The following is a 20,732-nucleotide window of genomic DNA, read 5'->3' as shown; positions in this document are numbered from 1 at the left end:
CCTTCGGATTAGAGGTTGATGGCAGTGTCGCAGTAGCTGCAGACGATAGCTTGCCCCCGGATGCCGGAGACTGGAGCACCACAGGAGCCGCAATCACCCGCGACAGGCACAGCTGCGGCAGAAGCGGCGACCTCCGCCTTGGATTTGAAGCCAAAGGCCCCTTTGAAGGCGTCCACAGTGTCTTTCATGGCCCCTGCGACTTTCGCAGCTCCCGACGAGTTGAGGGAATTCATCTCAGCAGAGGTGCCTGCAATAACCTGGTTAATCTTTTGCGACCAGAGGGTGGCTTCTTTCTTGTTTTGGAAGCCGAAGTGTTCCTCGCTGTTGCGGAAATACACGTCGAGGGCCGGCCAGCCATTCCGATGCTTACCGAGAAGGGCCTGAGCTTCGCCCTGAAAGATCTTGATCTCGCGGAGCGGGAAGACCTGCATGCCTTTTTTGTTGCCGAATGCGCCTTTCTTGATGAGCACAAGGTTCTGACTAGTGAGGATCAGCTCGTCAGTGTAACTCGCCAATAATCCACCGTGGAGCACCCCCTCGTACCTATGCACAAACGACTCGTTGGGCTGTAGGTTGTATCCCGCCACTGATCTCTCCTCTATGGACCGTTCTCAATAACGTTTTTGGCCCACCGTGGCCAACTTACAGTCCTCCGCATAAGCATAGAGCCGCCCGAGGAGCAGTTCGCTCACTAACTGTCTCCGTTCCAGCGCGCTGTCAGCCGCCGAGAGGCCGTCGCGGAGCTCTCAAGATCCTGCTGGCAACCTCTGACAGGTGAGCCGCTGGGAGGCCCGGAGCAGCCTGTGCCGCGGCCATCCCTCGATGAGTTGGCGTGCGACACCACCTCGGCGATTCCTCGTCATCAACGCCAACGCCACCGCTGCCCCGTCACAGCTGCAGGCGGTCGACTCCAACCTCCTGCGGCTCCTAACGGCCAAGCACCGGTGTTCGCATTGCTGCACGAGGACTGGCTGCAGCGCTAAAGCTGGGCGGTCCGTCATCCTCCGCCGGTTTCCCGACGTCGGCGTCTCGCCCGGTGCCGGTTCTTACGCTGGCTATCCTGTGGCCGGTCCCGCGCACAGTGTGGCTGATCGTCGGACTACGGCGGCACGCTGCCCGCCGGCTTGATCATCAGTGGAAGGGCATCGGCTTAAAGGCTGTCCCATGAAGTCCACCAAGGCTTCCGGGTCCGGTGACCGCGGTCGCAGCACTCGTTTCCTACGCGGCGGCGGAGGATGGCTGCATCGAGGACACGGAACGTGGCGTGTCGCGGGCAGAGAGCCGAGGTCGGTCGCTTCTGCTAGTTTCTGTTCATGGGCGAGCTTAGAGAGATTGACGTCGACTACAACTTCTTCGATGACACTCCAGAGGGTAAGGACCCCGACAGTCACAGCCGCACACTCCGGCGATACCACCAGCTCCTATGGAGCAAGCCGCTTCCTGACGGGCGCCCGTTCGAGCTTCACGCTGGGCGGGCGCTCTCACCGTATCTTGTGTATGAAGCAGACGGCACGAGAATTGTTCTCGGAAGCGACACGATTGCGACGCGGCATCGAAGGAAACTGAACCACCTTTACGCTCAGGTTCCAGACGAGGTCAATGACGCGTTCCTGCAACGCTCCTACACGATCTGCGGCTTCATGATCTTCCCGGTCTCGCAGGGCAGTCTCAACCAAAATCGAGGCACTCATCCGCGGATCCAGGACCGATGGGATTTGACCCTCGAAGCGATCCGGCGCTTCTACGAGGGTGGCACGAGTCCCTTGGCCACAACCATGGATCGCTATGCAGGCTTCTTCGAGCTATTCGGCTCCTTCGCCGGATACATCGAACATTTCCATCTCGGCGACTTCGTTGACGCGAGTGGCGCCGTGCGCTTCCTGCTCCCCTTCGACAACTTCGAGTCGCCGGCGCTGCCCTCCGACCTGCCAACCTACGCGCGCTACCGCCTGGACAGCCTGGAATTATTTGAGGCACGCCGCCTGAGCATTTTGAAGGCGATCAGCAGCCGCTGCGCGCTCGGCTGAAGCTACCTCAAGGTGAGAGAGCAGACGTACCCCCGCCGGGCCAGTCGCCAGTCCCCCCGCCGACATCTTCGACAACACCCTGCTGCCGGCCCCGTTCTCGCTGGAGAACTACGCCAAGGTGTTCGACGGCTCCACCATGTTCGGCCAGGCCCTGCTGAACTCCCTGATCGTGGCCGGCACCACCACGGTGTTCGCCCTGCTGCTCGGCGTCTTCGCGGCCTACGCGATCTCCCGGCTGAACTTCCGCTTCAAATCGGTGATCCTGGGCGTGATCATCGCGACGTCGATGTTCCCCGGCATCTCCGTGGTGGTGCCGCTGCTGCGCCTGTTCACGGACCTCGGCTGGATCAACACCTACCAGGCGATGATCGTCCCCAGCCTGTCCTTCGCGATCCCGCTGGCGGTCTGGAACCTCACCACGTTCATGAAGGCCCTGCCGTTCGACCTCGAGGAAGCCGCGATGATCGACGGCTGCACCAAGTGGCAGGCGTTCCGCCGGGTCCTGCTGCCGCTCGCCGCGCCGGGCGTCTTCACCACCGCGATCCTGACCTTCATCCACAGCTGGAATGAGTTCATCATCGCGCTGTCCATGATCAACGACCCCAAGATCCAGACCGCCACGGTGGCGATCTCCAAGTTCACCGGCGCCACCGAATTTCAGGCGCCCTTCGGCGAGCAGATGGCCGCCGGCGTGATCGTCACCGTACCGTTGGTCATTATGGTGCTGATCTTCCAGCGACGGATCGTCGAAGGCCTCACCGCGGGCGCGAGCAAATGAGCCCTGTTTCGCCGGCGGGCCCCGTCGAGGAAACCACGCTCGCCCCGGCCCCCGAGTGGTGGCAGTCGGCCGTCATCTACGAGGTCTACCCGCGCTCGTTCGCCGACGGCGACGGCGACGGCGTGGGCGACCTCGCCGGGCTGATCGCCCGGCTGCCGTACATCGCCTCGCTCGGCGTCGACGGCATCTGGATGACCCCGTTCCAGCCCTCCCCGCAGGTGGACCAGGGCTACGACGTCACCGACTACTGCGGCGTGGACCCGCTCTTCGGCACCATGGAACAGTTCGAGTCGTTCCTCGCGAAGGCGCACGCGCTGGGCCTGCGGGTCCTGCTCGACGTCGTCCCCAACCACTGTTCCTCGGAGCACCCCCTGTTCCAGGCGGCCCTCGCGGCCGGCCCGGGCTCCCCGGAGCGGGACATGTTCCACTTTGTGCCGGGTCGGGCGGGCATGTCCGACGACGGCGGCGCCGGCTCCGCGTCTGACGCCGCAGACGGCTCGGGCGGCTCAGCCGACGTCCCGCCCAACAACTGGCAGAGCGTCTTCGGCGGCCGGGCCTGGAGCCGCGCCAATCCCGGTTCTGAGTCGGACACGGACTGGTACCTGCACCTCTTCTCGGCGGGGCACCCGGACTGGAACTGGCGCAATCCCGCCGTCGGCGATTACTTCGACGGCGTGCTCCGCTTTTGGTTCGACAAGGGGGTGGACGGGCTGCGGATCGACGTCGCGCATGCGCTGTTCAAGGCCGACGGGCTGCCGGACTCGCCCTCCACGGGCGGGGTGGTGGACGGGCTGCGGTCCAACCCGCAGGTCTCGGACCAGGAGGACGTCCACGAGGTCTACCGCCGCTGGCGCACCCTCGCCGAGAAGTATGAGCCGCACCGGCTGCTGGTGGGCGAGGTTAACCTGGAGCCGGCCCGCGCCGCCCGCTACACCCGCGCCGACGAGATGCAGCAGGCCTTCGCCTTCGCGTTCGTGAAGCTCGGCTGGGACGCGCAGCCCTGGGCCGCCGTCGGCAACGAACTCGAGGCCGCCCGGCAGCTACACGGCGCCGCCCCCACGTGGGCGCTGGAAAACCACGACATCGTCCGCTCCGTCACCCGGTTCGGCGGCGGCGAGCTCGGCAGTGTCCGTGCCCGGGCGGCCCTCGTGGCTTTACTGGGCCTGCCCGGCGCCGCGTACCTCTACCAGGGCCAGGAGCTCGGGCTGCCCGAGGTTGACGTCCCCGTCGAGGCCCGGGTGGATCCGATGTGGGCCCGCGGCGGCGTCTGCCGCGACGGCGCCCGCGTCCCGCTGCCGTGGACCGAGGATGCGGCGCTGAACCATGGCTTCTCGCTGGCTGAACTGGCCGCGGAACCGTGGCTGCCGCAGCCCGAGGGTTGGGGCACGCACGCGGTCGAACTCCAGCAGCAGGACCCGAACTCCGTCCTGAACCTGGCCAAGGCGGCCCTGGAGCTGCGCCGGCAGTTGTGGAAAAACGAGGTCTTCACCGCGGACGACGGCGGCAGCTGGCGGGTCGAGCCCGGAGACCTGCTGGTCTGCGAGCGGAACCCGCACTTTTTGGTCGCGGTCGCGATGGGCACCGAACCGGTCAAACTCCCGACCGGCACGGTGCTGCTCAGCGCCGGCCCGCTGGCCGAGGACGGCTGGCTGCAGCCGAACAACGCCACGTGGATGCTGCGGGGCTGAGAGTAATGCACGACTGAGCCGATCTGCCTCACGAGTAGATTGTCCACCCTTCCGGGGGAAACACCCGTTGCGCCATCACTTGGAGCTGCTCTCAGCGCTCCGAACGACCGTAGGTGATAGGGCATCGGGGGCGTGCGGTGCCAGACTCCGGCCTACGCACGCTGGGAGATGTTGATGATGTTGCCTCGCTGTCCAGGAACCAGGCTGCCTTGTTCCACTCGGCAGTGGCAATGAGGTCCTCGCATGTCTGCACACGATTCCCGACGAGGAATGGGAGCACCACCGCTTCGGGGTCCGTGACCTGGCGGCGATCGAGGCGGATCGCCACTTACCGCCTGACGCAACCGTGCGAGGTCGATGCAGGTCGCAACCGTCGGAACCACGAAGGCATTGGCTTTCGGTCACAAAGCACTACGTAACCTTCGCCTTGGCGAAGCTCATTTTGGAAGAAGTTCCTCCAGCTTGTCGGTACTCAGAGGCGTCTTGTGCTTCTGAGCGATGACAAAGGCGACGGCAATACCTGCGCCTGTAAATTGGAGAGCATGAGGAATCTGGTCATACCAATCCCGCACGAGGGCTAAACCGGGTCGCTTTGCTATTTCCGCATCTATGGCGGCCGCGGCAGATGCATCGACTTGCCCCAATTGTCCATTTGACTGAGCCAATTGAACGATAGAGTCATGATCCTGTTTGTCGAACTTCACGGCTACTTCCGTGGCCAGAGTTGACACCCCGGAAAATGGCAACCTGAAGAGACCCGGTTTCAGCTCATGAGGAACCACTATGAAGTTAAGGTCGGGTCGAATCTCCCTTGCGGCCGCATTTAGAGCATCAACTTCCTCTTGGGTGAGCCCAGAGGAAAAATATCCAGGAACTTGACTTTGCAGAAGTTCATTCATCTTTTTTAAAGTGGTGATACTGCTGTACCTGATCAGGTTGAGCATGTCGAGGTGGTCGAGCCACGCGCCACCCTGCGGCAGATTGTCATGGGGCACCGAAGCCCACATTCTTTCGAGAAAGTCCAGGCCCTCCCCCATTTGACCTGATGAGGGAGCGAACCCCCCGACGACCCAGGCCAACGTGAGGCCTTGCAGGGCAGACTCGTCGAGCTTGTCAATGATCTCAATGGCCCGATCGATGCTGGCCCGGATGGGTCGTACGTTCCGCTTTGCGCGCTCCCCTAGGAGTCGCGCTAGAGTCTCGTAGTCGCCCTCCTCCTCGGTCGCTGCAGCAGACATCTGGGCCTTACGAAGTGAAATCTGAAAGCCGGGATCGCTGAGAGCGCCGAGCACCTTTTCGTCGGAAAGCACTTCCAGGAGTTGAGTGCTGAAATCTTCGATCCTTTGACCTGCCACGGGGGCCGCGTCAAGAGAATAGGTGGCGATAACTTCCTGGGCCTGTTGCCGAGCTATTTCGGCGGCACGCTCCTCTGTTACACCGTCGTAGTAGTCGCCGTAAACCTGAATCTGTTTGCTGCCGGAACCGGCTTTCTGGCTTTGGTTCACCGGGCTACTTCGATCCAGTGCTATTTCCACCGACCTGGCTCTGACGAGAGTCGTTGCCCGCCTTCTGCGACTGCCGAACAAACTTGTTTTTGGCCATGGACCACCCACCAGCCGTTCCCGCTCCTCCACCCACAAGCAGCCCTATGAGCAAGGTCCCGAGTCCGTCAAAAAACCAATCCACGCTATCAACCTTCCGAGGCAAAAGAATTACACACGTGAATCCTCTCACGGAGCCACCAGCCCGTATCCCGACGGCGTGGCCAGCGATCGCGGCCGCTGCGCAGACGGCGGGCACGGAGTCAACAAAACCGGGGGCAATCCCCATCCTTGTCCAGCGTGTTTGGACGGCCGTCCCGTGGCGCATGTGGCGAAGGAAATGGGTGTTTCCCGCGTCTGCGCCCACCGGTGGCTCAAGCGCTATGGCGAACACGGCTGGGCCGGCCGGGCAACCGACCACCGTTACGAAGGCGACACCGCCGGAGAGCTGCTGCATATCGACGTCAAGAAACTCGGCGGCATAGCGAACGGCGGCGGCTGGCGGATCCACGGCCGCAGCGAAGCCGTCACAGCCCGCGGCATCGGGTACGACTATGTCCACGCAACCACAGCGCCCTCGGAGGACCACCACCCATCAGCAGATGTAACCAACCTGCTGGCTGAGTACATCTAGCTCTCGTAATCCTGTGGCCGGTCCCGCGAACAGTGTGGCTGCTCGTCACGATCCGGCCCGGCCGTCAGCACTCTGAGGGGACCGAAATTCCTAGGCCGCGCCACAGGCAACGGCGGCACCCAACCAGAGTGCCGCCGTCTTACTTCATGGCTGGCGCTACTCCTTGGCGGCTACGACTACGCTCTTATCGCTACCGGACGTGGACACGCGACGGCGTCTGCCGCGACGGCGCCCGCGTGCCGCTGCCCTGGAACACCAAAGCCGCGCCGAACCACGGTTTCTCCCATACAAAGCCTGCCGCCGAGCCATGGCTGCCGGAGGATGCCGGCTGGGGCAACAACACGGTTAAGATGCAGCATAACGACCCGGAATCCACGCTGGCGTTGGGGACCAAGGCGCTGGAGATGCGCCGGCTGCTGTGGAAGAACGGGGTCTGCGAACGGAGCGCCGCCTTCTTCGTCGCCGTCGCGATGGGGATGGAGCCGGTGCAGCTCCCGGCCGGAACGGTGCTGCTCAGCGCCGAACCGCTGGATCAAGACGGCTTGCTGCATCCGCACGACGCAGTGTGGGTGCTGCGGCTGAGGCCAGTCCGTTTCGGGCCGTCCGCGTTCCAGACCCACCCCGGTTTCACTATCACTTGTAGCTGCTCTCAGCGGGCAAAGTCATACGGTCGCAGCAACGCTCTGATCGATGGAGCGTTTGATGGTCAATGTGTTTTCCCTGGATGCGCGCACTGAGTTCTTTGATCTGGTGTGCTCCGGGATGTCGATTCTTGCTGCGGCCCGGCGTGTCGGAGCCACCCATGGGACCGGGAATAACTGGTGGGCCCAGTCTGGCCAGATGATGACTGTGAGCATGGGCGCCGTTGGGGGTCTTTCGGATCCGGCTCCCTGCCCGGAGGGGCCGGGCGGGCGGGCGTTGAGCATGGCTGAGCGGGGGATGATCCAGATGGGCCGGCGCAGCGGGCTCAGCTACGCCAAGATTGGCGAGGCGATCGGCCGGGACAGGTCCGTGGTCTGGCGGGAGGTGAATCGGAACACCGGCGCGGACGGGGAGTACTACGCCTCGGTCGCCCATACGAAGGCGCACCAGGCACGGCGTCGGCCGAAACCGTTGAAGCTCGTCGAGGACGAGGGGCTCTGCCGGCTGATCGGGGTGTGGATGGATGACGGGTGGAGCCCGAAACTGATCTCGGCGATGTTGGCCTTTTACTTCGCCGATGATCAGACTATGCAGGTGAGCCACGAGACGATCTACCAGGCGTTGTACGTTCAATCCCGCGGAAGTCTGCGGGCAGATCTGGCGGAGAAGCTCAGCCTCGCGCCCGGCCCTTGGCGATCCTGGTGGTCGCTGCCTTTCTGTTCGGGACGCTAGGACTCCTATCCGCGGCTCCGGCACGAGCATCCGACATGGCAGGACCCGTGCTTGTAAGTCAGTCCGTTACAACGGCGAACCTCAATCTCTACAACGGGCCGGCCACGATCTATATCACTATTCATCTGCGCGACGACACGGGAGTGCAAACGCCGACCATGATCGCCAGCTGGGTCAACCCCGATCCCTGGGCTTGGGGCGGTGGCCAGACCCAAGGCTTTGGCAGCATGAGGCTGGCTTCCGGAACCATGAAGGACGGCGTCTGGAAACACACCATAACCATTCCGCAGGGGGCTGCGACCGGGCAGTGGGCAGTGAAGCTCTACCCTCTGGATGACACTTGGGGAAACAATTCCACGTTTTTCCAGACCCTAAAAACTGTCACAGTTACCGATGAAGTTCCTCCGACCGAAGTGACCCCGGCCGCGGTGACCTTCACTGACAAGGACGGCACGACGGGCGATACCTACACGATCCCCACGAAGACCGGAATCCAGTACCTCGTCGACGGCAAGGTTGTATCCGCCGGTACGTACACGGGAGCAGGCAAAGTAACGGTAACCGCAAAGGCGCGGACGGGCTATGTGCTGGCCCCGAATGCCCTCTCCTCCTGGACATTGACATTCAAGGGCCTTCTGGCGGGGTCGACGCCGACTATCTCCGGTATTGGGCAGGTCGGCTCCGCCCTCACGGCCAACACCGGCAGCTGGGGCCCTTCCCCAGTCACCCTCGGATACCAGTGGTACCGCTCGGGGGTTGCCATCGCCACCGCCAATGCAGGCACGTACACCCTGGCCGGAGCAGATGCCGGAAGCACCATCACCGTAAGCGTCACCGGCTCCAAGCCTGGCTATTCGACGGTGACCAAAAAGTCGGCACCCACTGCAGAAATTGCCAAGGGCTCGTTTGCCGCCCCGGCACCCACAATCGTCGGCACGCTCCAGGTCGCACAGCCGCTCACGGCGACTCCGGGCAATTGGGCACCGTCGCCGGCATCGTTCCGATACCAGTGGTACCGTGCCGGCGTAACCATCGTGGGCGCAACCGCCGCCACGTACACCCCCACCGCTTCCGACGTCGCGGCGACCTTGAGTGTCAAGGTGACGGGGTCCAAGTCCGGTTACAGCACCATCTCCAAAACGTCCGCCCCGACAACGGCTGTAGCCAAGGGTTCACTCACCCGGTCCACTCCTACGGTCACTGGGACCCCAATGGTCGGGAGCGCTCTCACGGCCGCCCCCGGAACCTGGGGACCGGGCGCAGTCACGCTCCGATACCAGTGGTACCGCTCCGGTGCCATCATCATCGGCGCCAATGCCGCCACCTACACTCCCGCGGCGGAGGACCTGGGCGCGATTCTCACGGTAAAAGTCACTGGATCCAAGACCGGCTTCACCACCTTCTCCCGAACCTCAGCCCCAACAGCAGCGGTGGTCAGGGGTTCGCTGATCAGGGCCACGCCCACCATCACCGGAACCGCCAAGGTCGGGTCTACCCTCACCGCCAACCCCGGAACTTGGGGGCCCTCGCCAGTCACACTCCGGTACCAGTGGTACCGCTCCGGCGTTGCGATCACCGGGGGCAACGCGGCAACCTTTAAACCCACCGCATCCGACGCCGCGAAGACTCTCACCGTCAAGGTCACCGGGTCCAAGTCCGGTTTCACGGCAGTGTCCCGAACCTCTGCCCCAACAGCAGCCGTTGCTAAATAGACGGCCGGCCTGAGAGACGGATCGCACTCGCGACCGTCTGAATGACGACGGAAACCCCGCCAGCGACTGCTGACGGGGTTTCCTTGTTTAGATCGAAGCGGCCAGGTGCCGGTCACCCGCCATAGACGTCACGCAAGCAACCTGAGCGGAGTCAAGGAAGTTCTGTTCGCCCGCGAAACGAATTAGCACGCACCTTCAGGTCGTCCTGAAGGTCCCTGGCACGGGCACCGACTCAGCCCTACAACAGCCGCCGCTGCCGGAACATCGGGAACGCCTCCCGAACCCGAGCCACCGTCTCAAGGGAGATGTCCGCTGCCCGGACACCGGCCTCGAGGCCAGATCGGCCTCAACAACTCCCATCGGATCCACCAGAATGCTCCGGCCCACCGAGACCCGCGGCGCCTGGCACACCCCAGCCACGTACACGCTGTTCTCGATGGCGCGCCGCGTTCAGCGCCAGCCACTGCTCGGTCTTGTGGTGCCCGACACCCACGACGAGCAGACCAGCAGGACCTGGGCGCCGGCGTCGGCCAGTGACCTGGCCAGTCCCGGGAACCGCAAGTCGTAGCAGGTCATGAGGCCGTAGCTGACTCCGCCGGACTCAAACACCACCGGACTAGTGGACGGACCCGGCTTGATGAATGTCGATTCGCCGAAGCCCTGGGCTTCGAAGAGGTGGCTGTTCCGGTAGAAGAGCCGGGCGCCGTCGGGCCCGAAGGCCATCAGGGTGTTGTAGGCCTTGCCCGGCTCTTCCGAGGTTTCCACTCCAAGTCGGGGTCGACGTAACCGAACACTTTTTGAACAGCTAATTGAAACTCGCTGGTCGGGTATGCCGTCCGGTCCAGGAGCATTCAGCACTTGTATCGTCCGGCACCTCTAACGCCAAGGGCGCGCCCGGCCAGACCGGATGCGCCCTCCGCGTGCACCGAACCCGCGATGTGGGTTCAAAGCACCTGATTCAGTCGATGAGCACCGGGGCCTTGGCGCGCTCCGAGGCTTCGACACCGGGCAAAACCTTCCCGCTCCGGTGGTGAAGCCAGTTGGCCACCGCCAGAAGCGCTACGAGTGCGAAAGTGCTCAGGAGTTGGGGACGGGAATCCTCGCCGATGAAGCCCACCGTGAAGATCGCCGCGAGGATGAGCAGGCCAAAGCCCGTGAGCCACGGGAAGCCGGGCATCCGCAGGGGAAGCTCCGTTCCCTCGCGGTCGGCACGGAGGCGCAGCGCGAGCTGGGCGAGGAGCGCGGACGTCCACACCAGCAGGCACGTCGAACCCACGATGTTGAGCAGGACGGGAAGCACCTTCTCGGGGAAGGCCAGCTCCAGCACAACCGTGACAACACCGAAGGCAACGCTGGCCAGGACTGCGACAACCGGAACTCGGGCCTTGGACACCGAGGCAAGCAGGCGTGGTGCTTCACCCCGCTCCGCGAGGGAGTACGCCATCCGTGACGCACCATAGAGGTTGGCGTTGAGGGCAGACAGCAGCGCTGCGACGGCCACCAGGGTGATGGCAGTGGCCGCACCGGGCATGCCGGCGGCATCCAACACCGCGGCGAACGGGCTCTTCAGCCCCGCCGAACCCACCGGGACCACAGCCGCGATCACGAAGATCGCACCGATGTAGAAGACCAGGATGCGCCACAGCACCGTGCGGACTGCCTTCTTCACACTGCGGGCCGGCTCCGCGGTTTCAGCTGCCGCCACGGAGACGATCTCGGTGCCGCCGAACGCGAATGCCACCACAAACAGGGCTGTGGCAATCCCGGCAAAACCGCTGGGTGCGAAGCCGGCACCCGTGAAATTGGACAGGCCCGGTGACTGGACGCCCGGCAGCCAGCCGAAGAGCAGGGCAGCGCCCACCAGGAGGAACCCGACGATTGCCGCCACCTTGAGCAGAGCGAACCAGAACTCGAACTCGCCGAAGTTCTTCACGCTGGTGAGGTTCACAGCGGTGAGCACCACGATGAACACGAAGGCCATCAGCCACACCGGCAGGGCCGGGAAAATGGTGGCCAGCAGGCCTGCCGCACCGAGTGCTTCGGCTGCGATGACCACCACCAGCTGCAGCCACCAGAGCCAGCCCACGGTGGCACCGGCCACCGGCCCGTAGGCCTTGGCGGTATAGACGGAGAAGGCGCCGCTGTCCGGGTTGGCGGCGGCCATCTCGCCGAGGGCCCACATCACCAGGATGATGAGGGTGCCGGCCACGAGGTAGGAGATCAGCACCGCCGGGCCGGCGGCCTGGATGCCGGCGCCGGAGCCGATGAACAGGCCCGCGCCGATGGCGCTTCCGAGCCCCATCATGGTGAGCTGTCGGGGTTTGAGCGCGGCGCCAAGTGGGCGGGCAGACGTCTTTGTCTGTTGTTCCATGGGGAGTCCTCTGGTTGTAGGCGGAACGGATTGGTGCGAAAGGTTAGTCGATGGCCGAGGCCGCGTGCGCTTCCAAAACCCGGAGCACGCGATCGTTGGAGGCGGGGCCGGCAACGGTGATCCGCACGCCGTCCCCCTGGTAAGCCCGGACCAGGATGCCCGCGCGGTCAAACGCGGCCACCAGCCTCGCCTGGAGCAGCTCATCCGCACGGATCCACAGAAAGTTGCCCTGGCTCGCCTGCAGTTTCCAGCCCTGCGCTTCCAGCTGCGCGGCCATCCGGGCGCGCTCCTGCTTGACGGCGGTCACCCGCGCTTCCATCTCCTCCCCGGCGTCCAGCGACGCGATGGCGGCCTTCTGGGCCAGCGCGCTCACCGAAAAGGGAAGGGCGGTCCGGCGCAGTCCCTCAGCAATATCGGGCGCCGCCACGGCGTATCCCACGCGCAGGCCGGCGAGTCCGTACGCCTTCGAGAAGGTGCGCAGGATGCAGACGTTCGGGTACTGGCGGTAGAGCGCCAGGGAATCGGGGCCGCTGCCCGCTTCGGCGTATTCCACGTAGGCCTCGTCGATCACCACAAGGATGTCGGAGCGGACGGACCGCAGGAAGGCCTCGACGCGCTCGTGGCTGATCGGTACGCCGGTGGGATTGTTGGGGGTGCAGAGCAGGATCACCTTCGTGCGGGCAGTGACGGCCGCGGCCATGGCGTCAAGGTCGTGCCCCTCAGCGCCGTCCAGGGGGATGCGGACCGGCTGGGCGCCTGCCAGCTCAACCAGGATGGGGTAGGCCTCGAAGGAGCGCCAGGCGAAGATCACTTCATCCCCGGCGTCGCACAGTCCGGTGATGATCTGCTGGAGGACGCCGACGCTGCCGGGTCCCACCGCCACCTCTCCGGCTGTGACGCCGAGGTGGCGGGCAATCCGTTCACGGAGTTCGACGGCGGCACTGTCAGGGTAGCGATTCATGGTGCCGGCCGCTGCGGCCACCGCTGCGGCAGCAGCGGGCAGTGGCTCGTAGTGGCTTTCGTTGCTGGCGAGGGCTGCGATGTCCGTGCCGGCGCTGCGCCGCCCCGGGACGTAGGGCGGGAGGCCGGCCACCGCGCCACGAAGGGTGGGGAGCGCGGTGTCCGGTGCGGTTAGGAGCTGATCACGGGTCATGAAGACCGATCATGATTGTGACCCCGCCCACAATGCAAGATACCCTCGACGCATTGGGACTTCTGCTCAACTTTAACAGTCTGTGGTGAAAATATGACCATCCCGAACCCCCGCGCCCTGGATTCCCTCGACGGCAGGATCATCCTGGCCCTCGACAAGGACCCGGAAGCCAGTGCCTTGGCACTCTCGCGGACACTCGGCGTCGCACGGAACACGGTCCACGCCCGGCTGGGACGGCTCGAGCGCAGCGGCACCCTCCGCTCCTTCAGCCGGAGGCTGGATCCGGCCGCACTTGGCTATGACCTGATGGCTTTCCTCTCACTGTCCATCAGCCAGACGCGGACAGGCGCGGTGGAAGACGGACTCGCCGCGATCCCGGAGGTCATCGAGGTGCACGCCACCACCGGGGACGCGGACCTCATGGCCAAGGTGGTGGCCCGCAGTACGGCCGATCTCTACCGCATCACCAACGAGATCCTGGAAATCGAGGGGATCCAACGGACCAGCACGGCCATTTCTGTGCTGGAACTCATGCCACCCCGCTACGACGGCCTTCTGAGCCGGCTCTCCGAGCAGGAATCCCGCCCTTCGAAGTAAATCCAGGTGACGCACGCCACAAGTAGGCATATTTTCAGTTGCGACCGCCCACTCCTGCCAAATATCCCAGTCAAAATCGCCTCTCTTGCCTATCTGTGAACCAGGCCACAAGATTCCTGCATGACTTCACTTACCGTCTCAGGCCGCGTGGCGCAGGTTCTCAGCAGCTATCTCAGCGATGTCTTCGGCGTGATGGGCAACGGAAACGTCTACTTCCTGGACGCCGCGGAAAAGCTGGGCCTCCGCTTCTCCCCCGTCCGCCATGAGGGCGCCGCCATCGCCGCGGCCGACGCCTACTACCGGACGTCAGGACGCCTCGCAGCGGGCACCACCACGTATGGCCCCGGCTACACCAATGCACTCACCGCCCTCGCAGAGGCGGTCCAGGCGCAAATCCCCGTGGTACTGGTCACCGGGGACGCTCCGAGCACCGGCGCCCGGCCCCAGGACGTGGACCAGGCAGCCATCGCCGCGGGCCTCGGCGCCGCGACCTTCACCGTCACCCGCGACGCCGCCGGCTCCATCACGCAGCAGGCGGTGGAATACGCGCTCACCAAGCGCACCGCCGTCGTCATTGCCATTCCCTACGACCTCGTGGCACTCGAGGCGGCCGACGAGGAACTTCCGGCGCCGCTGGCACCGGCGGTGAGTGACGACGTCGACGGCAGCCTGGGGCAGGTAGCCCGCCTGCTCGCCGGGGCGAAGCGGCCGCTGATCATCGCCGGCCGCGGCGCACATCTCGCCGGCGCCGGCGCGGAGCTCCGGGAGCTCGCCGACCGCCTCGGCGCGCTCACCGCCGGAACCGCCCTGGCTCTCAACCTCCTCCAGGGCGACGGGTATCTCGGCGTGGCGGGCGGCTTCGGCACGGACACCGCGGCCGGGCTCATGGGTGAGGCCGATGTGGTCCTCGTGGCCGGGGCAAGCCTGAGCCCCTTCACCATGCGGTTCGGGCACCTGCTCGGCCCGGACAGCACGGTCATCCAGATCGACGCCGCCCTGCAGCCGACGCACCCCCGGGTGGACACGTTCGTCAGTGCGGACGTGAAGTCTGCCGCGGGACGCGTCCTGACGATGCTGGATGGCCCGGCCTCGCCGGACGCCAGCCCCGCAGAAGCCTGGCGCGCGGAAGCCCGCAGGCGCCTGACCGAGGGACCGGCCCACCATCCAGGCTCAGCGGAGACGCCGGACGGCCGGCTGGACCCGCGCTCCCTTGCCACGGCACTGGATGCGGTGCTGCCGGAGCCCCGCACGGTGGTCCAGGACGGAGGGCACTTCGTCGGCTGGGCACCCATGTACTGGAACATTCCGAGGCCCCAGGACCTGGTCATGGTGGGCACGGCCTTCCAGACCATCGGTCTGGGCCTTGCCAGCGCCGTCGGGGCAGCCCGCGCGGTGGAGGACGGCCGCACCCTGGTGCTGGCCTCCGGCGACGGGGGTTTCCTGATGGGCCTGTCCGACCTCGAATCGCTGATTGGGGCGGCCAGCAGCGCCGTCGTGGTGATCTACAACGATGCCGCCTACGGAGCCGAAATCCACCAGTACGGCTCCCAGGGCCTGACCGAAAAGCCCATGCTGATCCCCGAGGTGGACTTCAGCGGCATCGCCCGCGCGCTCGGTGCCGAGTCAGCGATCATCCGCTCGCTGGCGGACCTTTCCGCGCTCCAGGACTGGATCGACGCCGGCGCCAGGGGAACCTTCGTGGCCGACTGCCGGATCACGTCGAGCGTCCGGGCCCCGTGGCTGAGCGAGTGGATGAAGGCCAAGCAGGAGGCGAAGACGGCGGTGGCGGGCTAACCCTGGCGGCGGCGGGACCTCGCAGACTACGCCGTTGGTTCACTGTTCCGGGCGGCTGACACAAAATGGGGCAGTTGCCCCATGCCCTTGCTGCGGCCCGGTCATAGGCTCGGGTCATAGAGAAAAGGAGGCGGCAATGACCATCTACCAGCCGCAGTCATCAGCAGAGGCAACGCCGAAACTTGCCGAACTTCCGGAAGACGCTGCCGAGCATTTCGCCGGCTACGCCGTCCTGGGGCTACCTTTTACCAGCGGTCACTACCTGGCCTTCCGGGATTTTCCCGTGAGCTCCGTTGGCCCCGGCTACCGCTCCGTCTGGCACCGCACGCCCGGCGGCCGGTGGACCATCTACGCCAACGCCGCGCCCGAGCTCAGCTGCGCCCGGTACTTCGGGACGGCCGTCCACCATACGGTGGAGACCGACGTCGACATCCAGTGGAGCGGGCCGTTCACCGCCGTGATCACGGTTCCAGGCGTTGTTGACTGGCGCCTGCAGTTGGGCACATCCGCGGCCACCACGATGCTGACCGCCATGGCCGTACAGATGCCGGAAAGCCTGTGGCGAAACGAGCTGGTGCTCCGGGCCATGGGAGCATTCGCCGGTCCGCTGCTCGGCGCGGGCAGAATGAAAGTCTCGGGTGTGGTGCCCAACGGCCAGACGTTCCAGGCCCAGCCGCGGCAGTTGTGGCTTGTGACGGATTCCCAGGCCACCATCCGGGGTGAGGACGCGGGAGTTCCGGGCGCACTGCCTGTACAGGACCACCTGGCGGACTTCTGGCTTCCGCAACGTGGACTGTTCGGAGCCCAGGTGGGCGTTAGGTTCCCGTCCACGGCCCATCCCGCCGGACCAGGTCTTGCCCAGGCCCGGACCGGGAAGAACCAGGCGGCATAACGGCCGCCGCGTGATCCCTACTGCCTTGGCTGACGGCTTCCTAGAATGGCAGGTGTGAAGCAGTCATCGGCTGACCCCCGCCGCAGCGAAGTCCTGGCCGCACTGTCGCTCGCCATTGACCTGGGGCTGGGGCAACCGATGGAGCACATGCTGCGGGCGTCCCTGCTGGCGTTACGGATCGCGGGGGCGGCCGGCGTTGACGCCGCCGGCCAGGGCAGGATCTACTACGCCAACCAGCTGGCTTGGATCGGCTGCCACGCGGATTCCTTTGAACTCGCCGCACTGTTCACGGACGATATCGCCTTCCGCGCCGACTACTACAACCGCGACCAGCATGGCCTGCCCATGTATGCCGGCATGTTCAGCCACGCCGGCGCCGGCCTCCCGCCGCTCGCCCGCGTTGCCTACTGGACGCGTTTCGCTGCGACGGGCAGCGGGGCGGTGCGGACCATGATTGCCTCGCACTGCGTCTCCGCCGGGGTGTTGGCCAGCAGTGTAGGGCTCGACGACGGCGTGGCAGGACTGCTCACCCACACCTTCGAGCGGTGGGACGGCAAGGGCCTGCCGGAGGGTGTGGCGGGGCCGGAAATTCCGCTGGAGATGCGGATCATGCATCTCGCGGATACGGCCGAGGTCTTCCTGCGGAGGGAGGGCGTGGCCGGTGCGGTGGCCATGGTGCGGGCGCGCCGCGGCAGCCAGTTCGATCCAGCATTGGCCGGGCTGTTCATCGATCAGGCCGAGGCACTCACCGAAGGGCTCCTCGACGTCGACTGCTGGCAGGCCGCCCTGGACCTGGCTCCCAATGACGCTCCCCTGTCCGACCACGAGCTGGATGCGGTGCTGCGAGCGATCGGCGACTTCGCGGACCTCAAGTCTCCCTACACGGCAGGTCACTCCCGTGCAGTAGCGGCCCTCGCCGCCGCCGCGGGCGAGGAGCATGGGCTACCGGCCGACGACGTCACGGAGCTCCGCCGTGCAGGATGGGTACACGACCTGGGCCGGCTGGGGGTGTCCAACCAGGTGTGGGATAAGAAGGAGCCCCTCTCCGGGCTGGACCTGGAACGTATCCGAATGCATCCGTATCTGGGAGAGCGGATCCTCAGCCGCGTTCCCGGGCTGAAGGGCGAGGCGGCCCTCACCGGCTCACACCACGAGCGGCTCGACGGGTCCGGCTATCCGCGAGGGATTGGCGGAACGGAGCTGGGGATAAAGCAGCGGATCTTGGCGGCTGCGGACTCCTACCAAGCCTCCCTGGAGCCACGCCCGCACCGGCCCGTGCTCGCGCCGGCTGATGCGGCTGCCAGGCTCCGGCAGGAGGTTTCAGCCGGCAGGCTCGCCGCGGAAGCTGTGGAGGCAGTGCTCGTGGCGGCCGGCCAGCGGCCCCGCCGTCCGCATGCCCCAGCGGGTGGACTCACACCGCGGGAAGTGGAGATCCTCAGCATGCTGTGCCGCGGTATGACACCGGCCGAGATCGCCGGCGCTCTGTTTCTCGCCCGGAAGACCGTCCGCAACCATGTGGAGCACATCTACACCAAGATCGGTGCAACCAACCGGGTGGGTGCCACTTTGTTCGCGATCAGGAACGGCCTGACCGAGTACGGGAGCGGGGCCAGGTAGCGGTTCCGTCCCTGACCGCGCAGCCGCGTCGTCAGGAAATTGGGACTATCGGGGAACGAGCCGCCACAGCGACGTGACCTCGGCCGTGCGCGCCTCGAACAGGGGATCGTCGCGGTCCGATGCCTTCGGATGCGTTGGCTTGGTGTCCAGCCGTTCCACCACCTTCAGCCCTGCCGCCGTGATGGCGGCCAGCAGATCCTCACGCGTCCGCAGGCCAAGGTGTTCGGCCAGGTCGGAGAGGACAAGCCAGCCCTCACCGCCCGGTTCCAGATGGTCGGAGAGTCCGTTCAGGAAGCGGAACAGCATCCTGCTCCCGGGGTCGTAGACGGCGTTGTCCAGGGTGGAATGCGGCGTGGCCGGAATCCATGGAGGGTTGCACACGACAAGCGGTGCCCGCCCGGGCGGGAACATGTCGGTCAGGACGGCCTCGGCACGGTCCTGGACGCCGAGGTTCCGGAAATTCTCAGCGGCGCAGGCGATTGCGCGCGGTTCATTGTCCGTCGCCACCACTCGGTGGACGCCACGGCGCGCGAGGACGGCAGCGAGCACCCCAGTGCCGGTTCCGACGTCGAACGCCAGCGTGTCAGAGGGAAGCGCAGCGGCGGCCACGAGATCCACATACTCGCTCCGGGTGGGGAAGAACGTGCCATAGTGCGGGTGGATGCGGCCCTGCAGGGCATCGACGTAGACACCATTACGTCGCCACTCGTGGGCGCCAATGGCCCCGACAAGCTCATACAGGGACACAACGGAAGGTTCGCCGATATCACCGTACGCTTCAGCGGCGGCCTGCCGGATGTCCGGTGCGCGGCGCAGCGGCACCACCAGGCCCGGATCAAGAGGTATCAGCAGCAGGCCGAGAACGCGTGCGCGATGCGAGCGGGACTGGCGGTGCCGATAGAACTTATCGGCCGGAATTGCTGCGGTTTCCTTCTTTCCGGCGCCTATCCGCCGGTCCAGGGCGTTGAGGATCTGCCGTGCGTTGTGGAAGTCACCGTGCCAGAGCATCGCGATCCCCTGTGACGCCATCCGGTTCGCATCATCGGCCGTAAGAGAGTCGGAGACCACTTCGATGCGCGTCGGCGCCGGTCTGCCGTTCGCCGAACGCCATCGCGCCGTCATGCTGTCACCAGCCTCGGCCCAGGTCACGACGGCGGGATCATCCACCGCAACTCCGCGTGAGGGCTTGAGGACCGACGTCGGGATTCCCACGGGAGCTGGCGTGTCCGTAGTGATAAAGATCCATTCCAAGCGTCAGAGGAGCCGATCGGCGACTGACGATTGCGGCGGTGATTCCACGACGTGGATGGCTGCGGCCCAGGATTCCGGACCGTCATCCGGCCGCGAACCGAGCGTGGTTGATGGCCGCTGTAGCCATTCAACCTGCCTTGTCAGGATACAGGTGTGCCGTGGCCGCCGTCCCGCCGCCCGCCTACTATTTGGCTTTTCCGGGCAGATTTGCACGCTCGTTACAGGACTCAGTCTGACTGCAGCCGACGCTGCCGGAACATCGGGAACAACTCCCGTACCCGGTCCACCGTCTCAAGCGAGACATCCACGGCCCCCACGCCAGGCTCCAGCCCGAGGTCCGCCTCAACCACTCCCATAGGATCCACCAGAATGCTGCGGCCCACGGAGACCGGCGGGGCCTGGCACACTCCAGCGACGTACACGCTGTTCTCGATGGCACGCGCCGCGTTCAATGCCAGCCACTGCTCGGTCTTGTGGGTGCCCGGCACCCAGGACGAGCAGACCAGCAGGACCTGGGCGCCGGCGTCGGCAAGCGACCTGGCCAGCTCCGGAAACCGCAGGTCGTAACAGGTCATGAGCCCGAAGTTCGCTCCCCCGCACTCGAACACCACCGGATCAGTGGACGGGCCCGCATTGACGAACGTCGATTCCCCGAAGCCCTGGGCGTCGAAGAGGTGGATTTTCCGGTAGAAGGCGAGCCGGGCGCCGTCGGGTCCGAAAGCCACCAGGGTGTTGTATGCCTTGCCCGGTTCGTCCGCGGTTTCCACCACGCCCGCCACCAGCGCGATGCGGTGGCGGCGGGCGGTGTTGGCGAGCTCCTGGCACAGCATGGCCGAGTCCGCGGACTGGTCCGGCTACCACCAAGCTGACGAGCAGTTCCACCAACTCGTGGGCACCGCGTCGGGGCTGGGTACCGCCGTCGAGGCGTATCACGAGACGCTGGCGGAGCTCTATGCCTACTTCATCCCCTACCCCATCGAGCTGCTGCACAAATCCAACTGCGACCACGTCGCACTGGTGGCAGCCCTGCGTGCCGGAAATGTCCAGGAAGCCGTGGAAGTCTCACGCAAGCACGTGGACATCCTGCACCGGACGATGTTCATGGGCCTTACGGACGACGGGGCCGGCTCCGCTTCTGAGAGATGAACGCCGGCGGGCGCATAGACGAAGCAGTCACCCTGACCGATCCCATCGACGAGGTCTGGGTCGCGCCAGCCCCGCACCTTGCCGCCCCTTAACCCCGGCGGTAGCCTGAAAAACAGATGACGGGCAGGCCTCCCACCACCGGTTCCGAGAGTGCCGG

At 65.5% G+C, this 20,732-nt stretch carries 18 protein-coding genes and 1 pseudogene; 12 read left to right on the top strand and 7 right to left on the bottom strand.

The genetic code is table 11. From position 1 onward, the window contains the following. Window positions 1-8 precede the first annotated feature (8 nt). Complete coding sequence (locus AC1DZV_RS02685; RefSeq protein WP_476952881.1) at window positions 9-587, bottom strand: hypothetical protein; 579 nt, start codon at window positions 585-587, stop codon at window positions 9-11. 726 nt (window positions 588-1,313) lie between these two features. Between AC1DZV_RS02685 and AC1DZV_RS02680 the strand changes: the two genes are divergently transcribed. The 3 genes from AC1DZV_RS02680 (at window position 1,314) to AC1DZV_RS02670 (ending at window position 4,493) form a co-directional block, all read left to right on the top strand. Further along, entirely contained in the window at window positions 1,314-2,027 is a 714-nt protein-coding gene (locus tag AC1DZV_RS02680; protein ID WP_476952880.1) for a DUF6994 family protein, read from the top strand. A 118-nt stretch (window positions 2,028-2,145) separates the two neighbouring features. Next, the gene (locus AC1DZV_RS02675) at window positions 2,146-2,805 is read left to right on the top strand and encodes a carbohydrate ABC transporter permease (RefSeq protein WP_476932116.1); all 660 of its coding nucleotides are present in this window, start codon (window positions 2,146-2,148) and stop codon (window positions 2,803-2,805) included. Next, the gene (locus AC1DZV_RS02670) at window positions 2,802-4,493 is read left to right on the top strand and encodes an alpha-amylase family glycosyl hydrolase (RefSeq protein ID WP_476952879.1); all 1,692 of its coding nucleotides are present in this window, start codon (window positions 2,802-2,804) and stop codon (window positions 4,491-4,493) included. The genes AC1DZV_RS02675 and AC1DZV_RS02670 overlap by 4 nt, the downstream gene beginning before the upstream one ends. A gap of 437 nt (window positions 4,494-4,930) precedes the next feature. Here AC1DZV_RS02670 and AC1DZV_RS02665 read toward each other — a convergent pair whose 3' ends face one another. After that, the gene (locus AC1DZV_RS02665) at window positions 4,931-6,028 is read right to left on the bottom strand and encodes an LPO_1073/Vpar_1526 family protein (RefSeq protein ID WP_476952878.1); all 1,098 of its coding nucleotides are present in this window, start codon (window positions 6,026-6,028) and stop codon (window positions 4,931-4,933) included. 313 nt (window positions 6,029-6,341) lie between these two features. Here AC1DZV_RS02665 and AC1DZV_RS02660 point away from each other — a divergent pair. From AC1DZV_RS02660 to AC1DZV_RS02645, 4 genes and pseudogenes are all read left to right on the top strand, one after another. Beyond that, window positions 6,342-6,623 (top strand): annotated as a pseudogene (locus tag AC1DZV_RS02660) (helix-turn-helix domain-containing protein); the annotation flags it as partial. Window positions 6,624-6,904: 281 nt separating this feature from the next. Next, window positions 6,905-7,405, top strand: coding sequence for a hypothetical protein (locus AC1DZV_RS02655; protein ID WP_476952877.1), 501 nt, complete (start codon window positions 6,905-6,907; stop codon window positions 7,403-7,405). After that, complete coding sequence (locus AC1DZV_RS02650; RefSeq protein WP_476952876.1) at window positions 7,359-8,042, top strand: transposase; 684 nt, start codon at window positions 7,359-7,361, stop codon at window positions 8,040-8,042. Before AC1DZV_RS02655 ends, AC1DZV_RS02650 begins: the two co-directional genes overlap by 47 nt. Before the next feature lie 47 nt (window positions 8,043-8,089). After that, window positions 8,090-9,754: a hypothetical protein gene (locus tag AC1DZV_RS02645; RefSeq protein ID WP_476952875.1), complete on the top strand. Its 1,665-nt coding sequence runs from the start codon at window positions 8,090-8,092 to the stop codon at window positions 9,752-9,754. A 450-nt stretch (window positions 9,755-10,204) separates the two neighbouring features. Here the strand turns inward: AC1DZV_RS02645 and AC1DZV_RS02640 are convergent, their stop codons facing one another. From AC1DZV_RS02640 to hisC, 3 genes are all read right to left on the bottom strand, one after another. Then, window positions 10,205-10,519, bottom strand: coding sequence for a nitrilase-related carbon-nitrogen hydrolase (locus AC1DZV_RS02640; protein ID WP_476952874.1), 315 nt, complete (start codon window positions 10,517-10,519; stop codon window positions 10,205-10,207). Between the two features lie 193 nt (window positions 10,520-10,712). Continuing rightward, window positions 10,713-12,125 carry an amino acid permease gene (locus AC1DZV_RS02635; protein WP_476952873.1) on the bottom strand — a complete coding sequence of 471 codons (1,413 nt, stop codon included), beginning with the start codon at window positions 12,123-12,125 and terminating at the stop codon, window positions 10,713-10,715. 43 nt (window positions 12,126-12,168) lie between these two features. Next, window positions 12,169-13,278, bottom strand: coding sequence for a histidinol-phosphate transaminase (gene hisC, locus AC1DZV_RS02630; RefSeq protein WP_476952872.1), 1,110 nt, complete (start codon window positions 13,276-13,278; stop codon window positions 12,169-12,171). A gap of 93 nt (window positions 13,279-13,371) precedes the next feature. Here hisC and AC1DZV_RS02625 point away from each other — a divergent pair, with 93 nt between their 5' ends. From AC1DZV_RS02625 to AC1DZV_RS02610, 4 genes are all read left to right on the top strand, one after another. After that, the gene (locus AC1DZV_RS02625) at window positions 13,372-13,875 is read left to right on the top strand and encodes an Lrp/AsnC family transcriptional regulator (RefSeq protein ID WP_476952871.1); all 504 of its coding nucleotides are present in this window, start codon (window positions 13,372-13,374) and stop codon (window positions 13,873-13,875) included. Window positions 13,876-13,995: 120 nt separating this feature from the next. Further along, a complete protein-coding gene (locus tag AC1DZV_RS02620; RefSeq protein ID WP_476952870.1) occupies window positions 13,996-15,669 on the top strand; it encodes a thiamine pyrophosphate-binding protein in 1,674 nt (557 codons plus the stop codon). A gap of 136 nt (window positions 15,670-15,805) precedes the next feature. Then, the gene (locus AC1DZV_RS02615) at window positions 15,806-16,561 is read left to right on the top strand and encodes a hypothetical protein (protein WP_476952869.1); all 756 of its coding nucleotides are present in this window, start codon (window positions 15,806-15,808) and stop codon (window positions 16,559-16,561) included. Between the two features lie 54 nt (window positions 16,562-16,615). Then, window positions 16,616-18,178: an HD domain-containing phosphohydrolase gene (locus AC1DZV_RS02610; protein WP_476952868.1), complete on the top strand. Its 1,563-nt coding sequence runs from the start codon at window positions 16,616-16,618 to the stop codon at window positions 18,176-18,178. 45 nt (window positions 18,179-18,223) lie between these two features. Here AC1DZV_RS02610 and AC1DZV_RS02605 read toward each other — a convergent pair whose 3' ends face one another. Both AC1DZV_RS02605 and AC1DZV_RS02600 read right to left on the bottom strand, forming a co-directional pair. Further along, complete coding sequence (locus AC1DZV_RS02605) at window positions 18,224-19,300, bottom strand: methyltransferase (protein WP_476952931.1); 1,077 nt, start codon at window positions 19,298-19,300, stop codon at window positions 18,224-18,226. Window positions 19,301-19,656: 356 nt separating this feature from the next. Beyond that, window positions 19,657-20,259, bottom strand: a complete 603-nt coding sequence (locus AC1DZV_RS02600; RefSeq protein ID WP_476952867.1) for a nitrilase-related carbon-nitrogen hydrolase — start codon at window positions 20,257-20,259, stop codon at window positions 19,657-19,659. Between AC1DZV_RS02600 and AC1DZV_RS02595 the strand changes: the two genes are divergently transcribed. Then, window positions 20,258-20,575, top strand: coding sequence for an FCD domain-containing protein (locus AC1DZV_RS02595; protein ID WP_476952866.1), 318 nt, complete (start codon window positions 20,258-20,260; stop codon window positions 20,573-20,575). The two genes, AC1DZV_RS02600 and AC1DZV_RS02595, sit on opposite strands and share 2 nt — an antisense overlap. The last annotated feature ends 157 nt before the right edge of the window (window positions 20,576-20,732 follow it).

This window comes from Arthrobacter sp. P1_D12 (assembly GCF_056406175.1).
The sequence above is the reverse complement of the archived record's forward strand: the minus strand, read 5'-3'. Positions and strand labels throughout refer to the sequence as shown.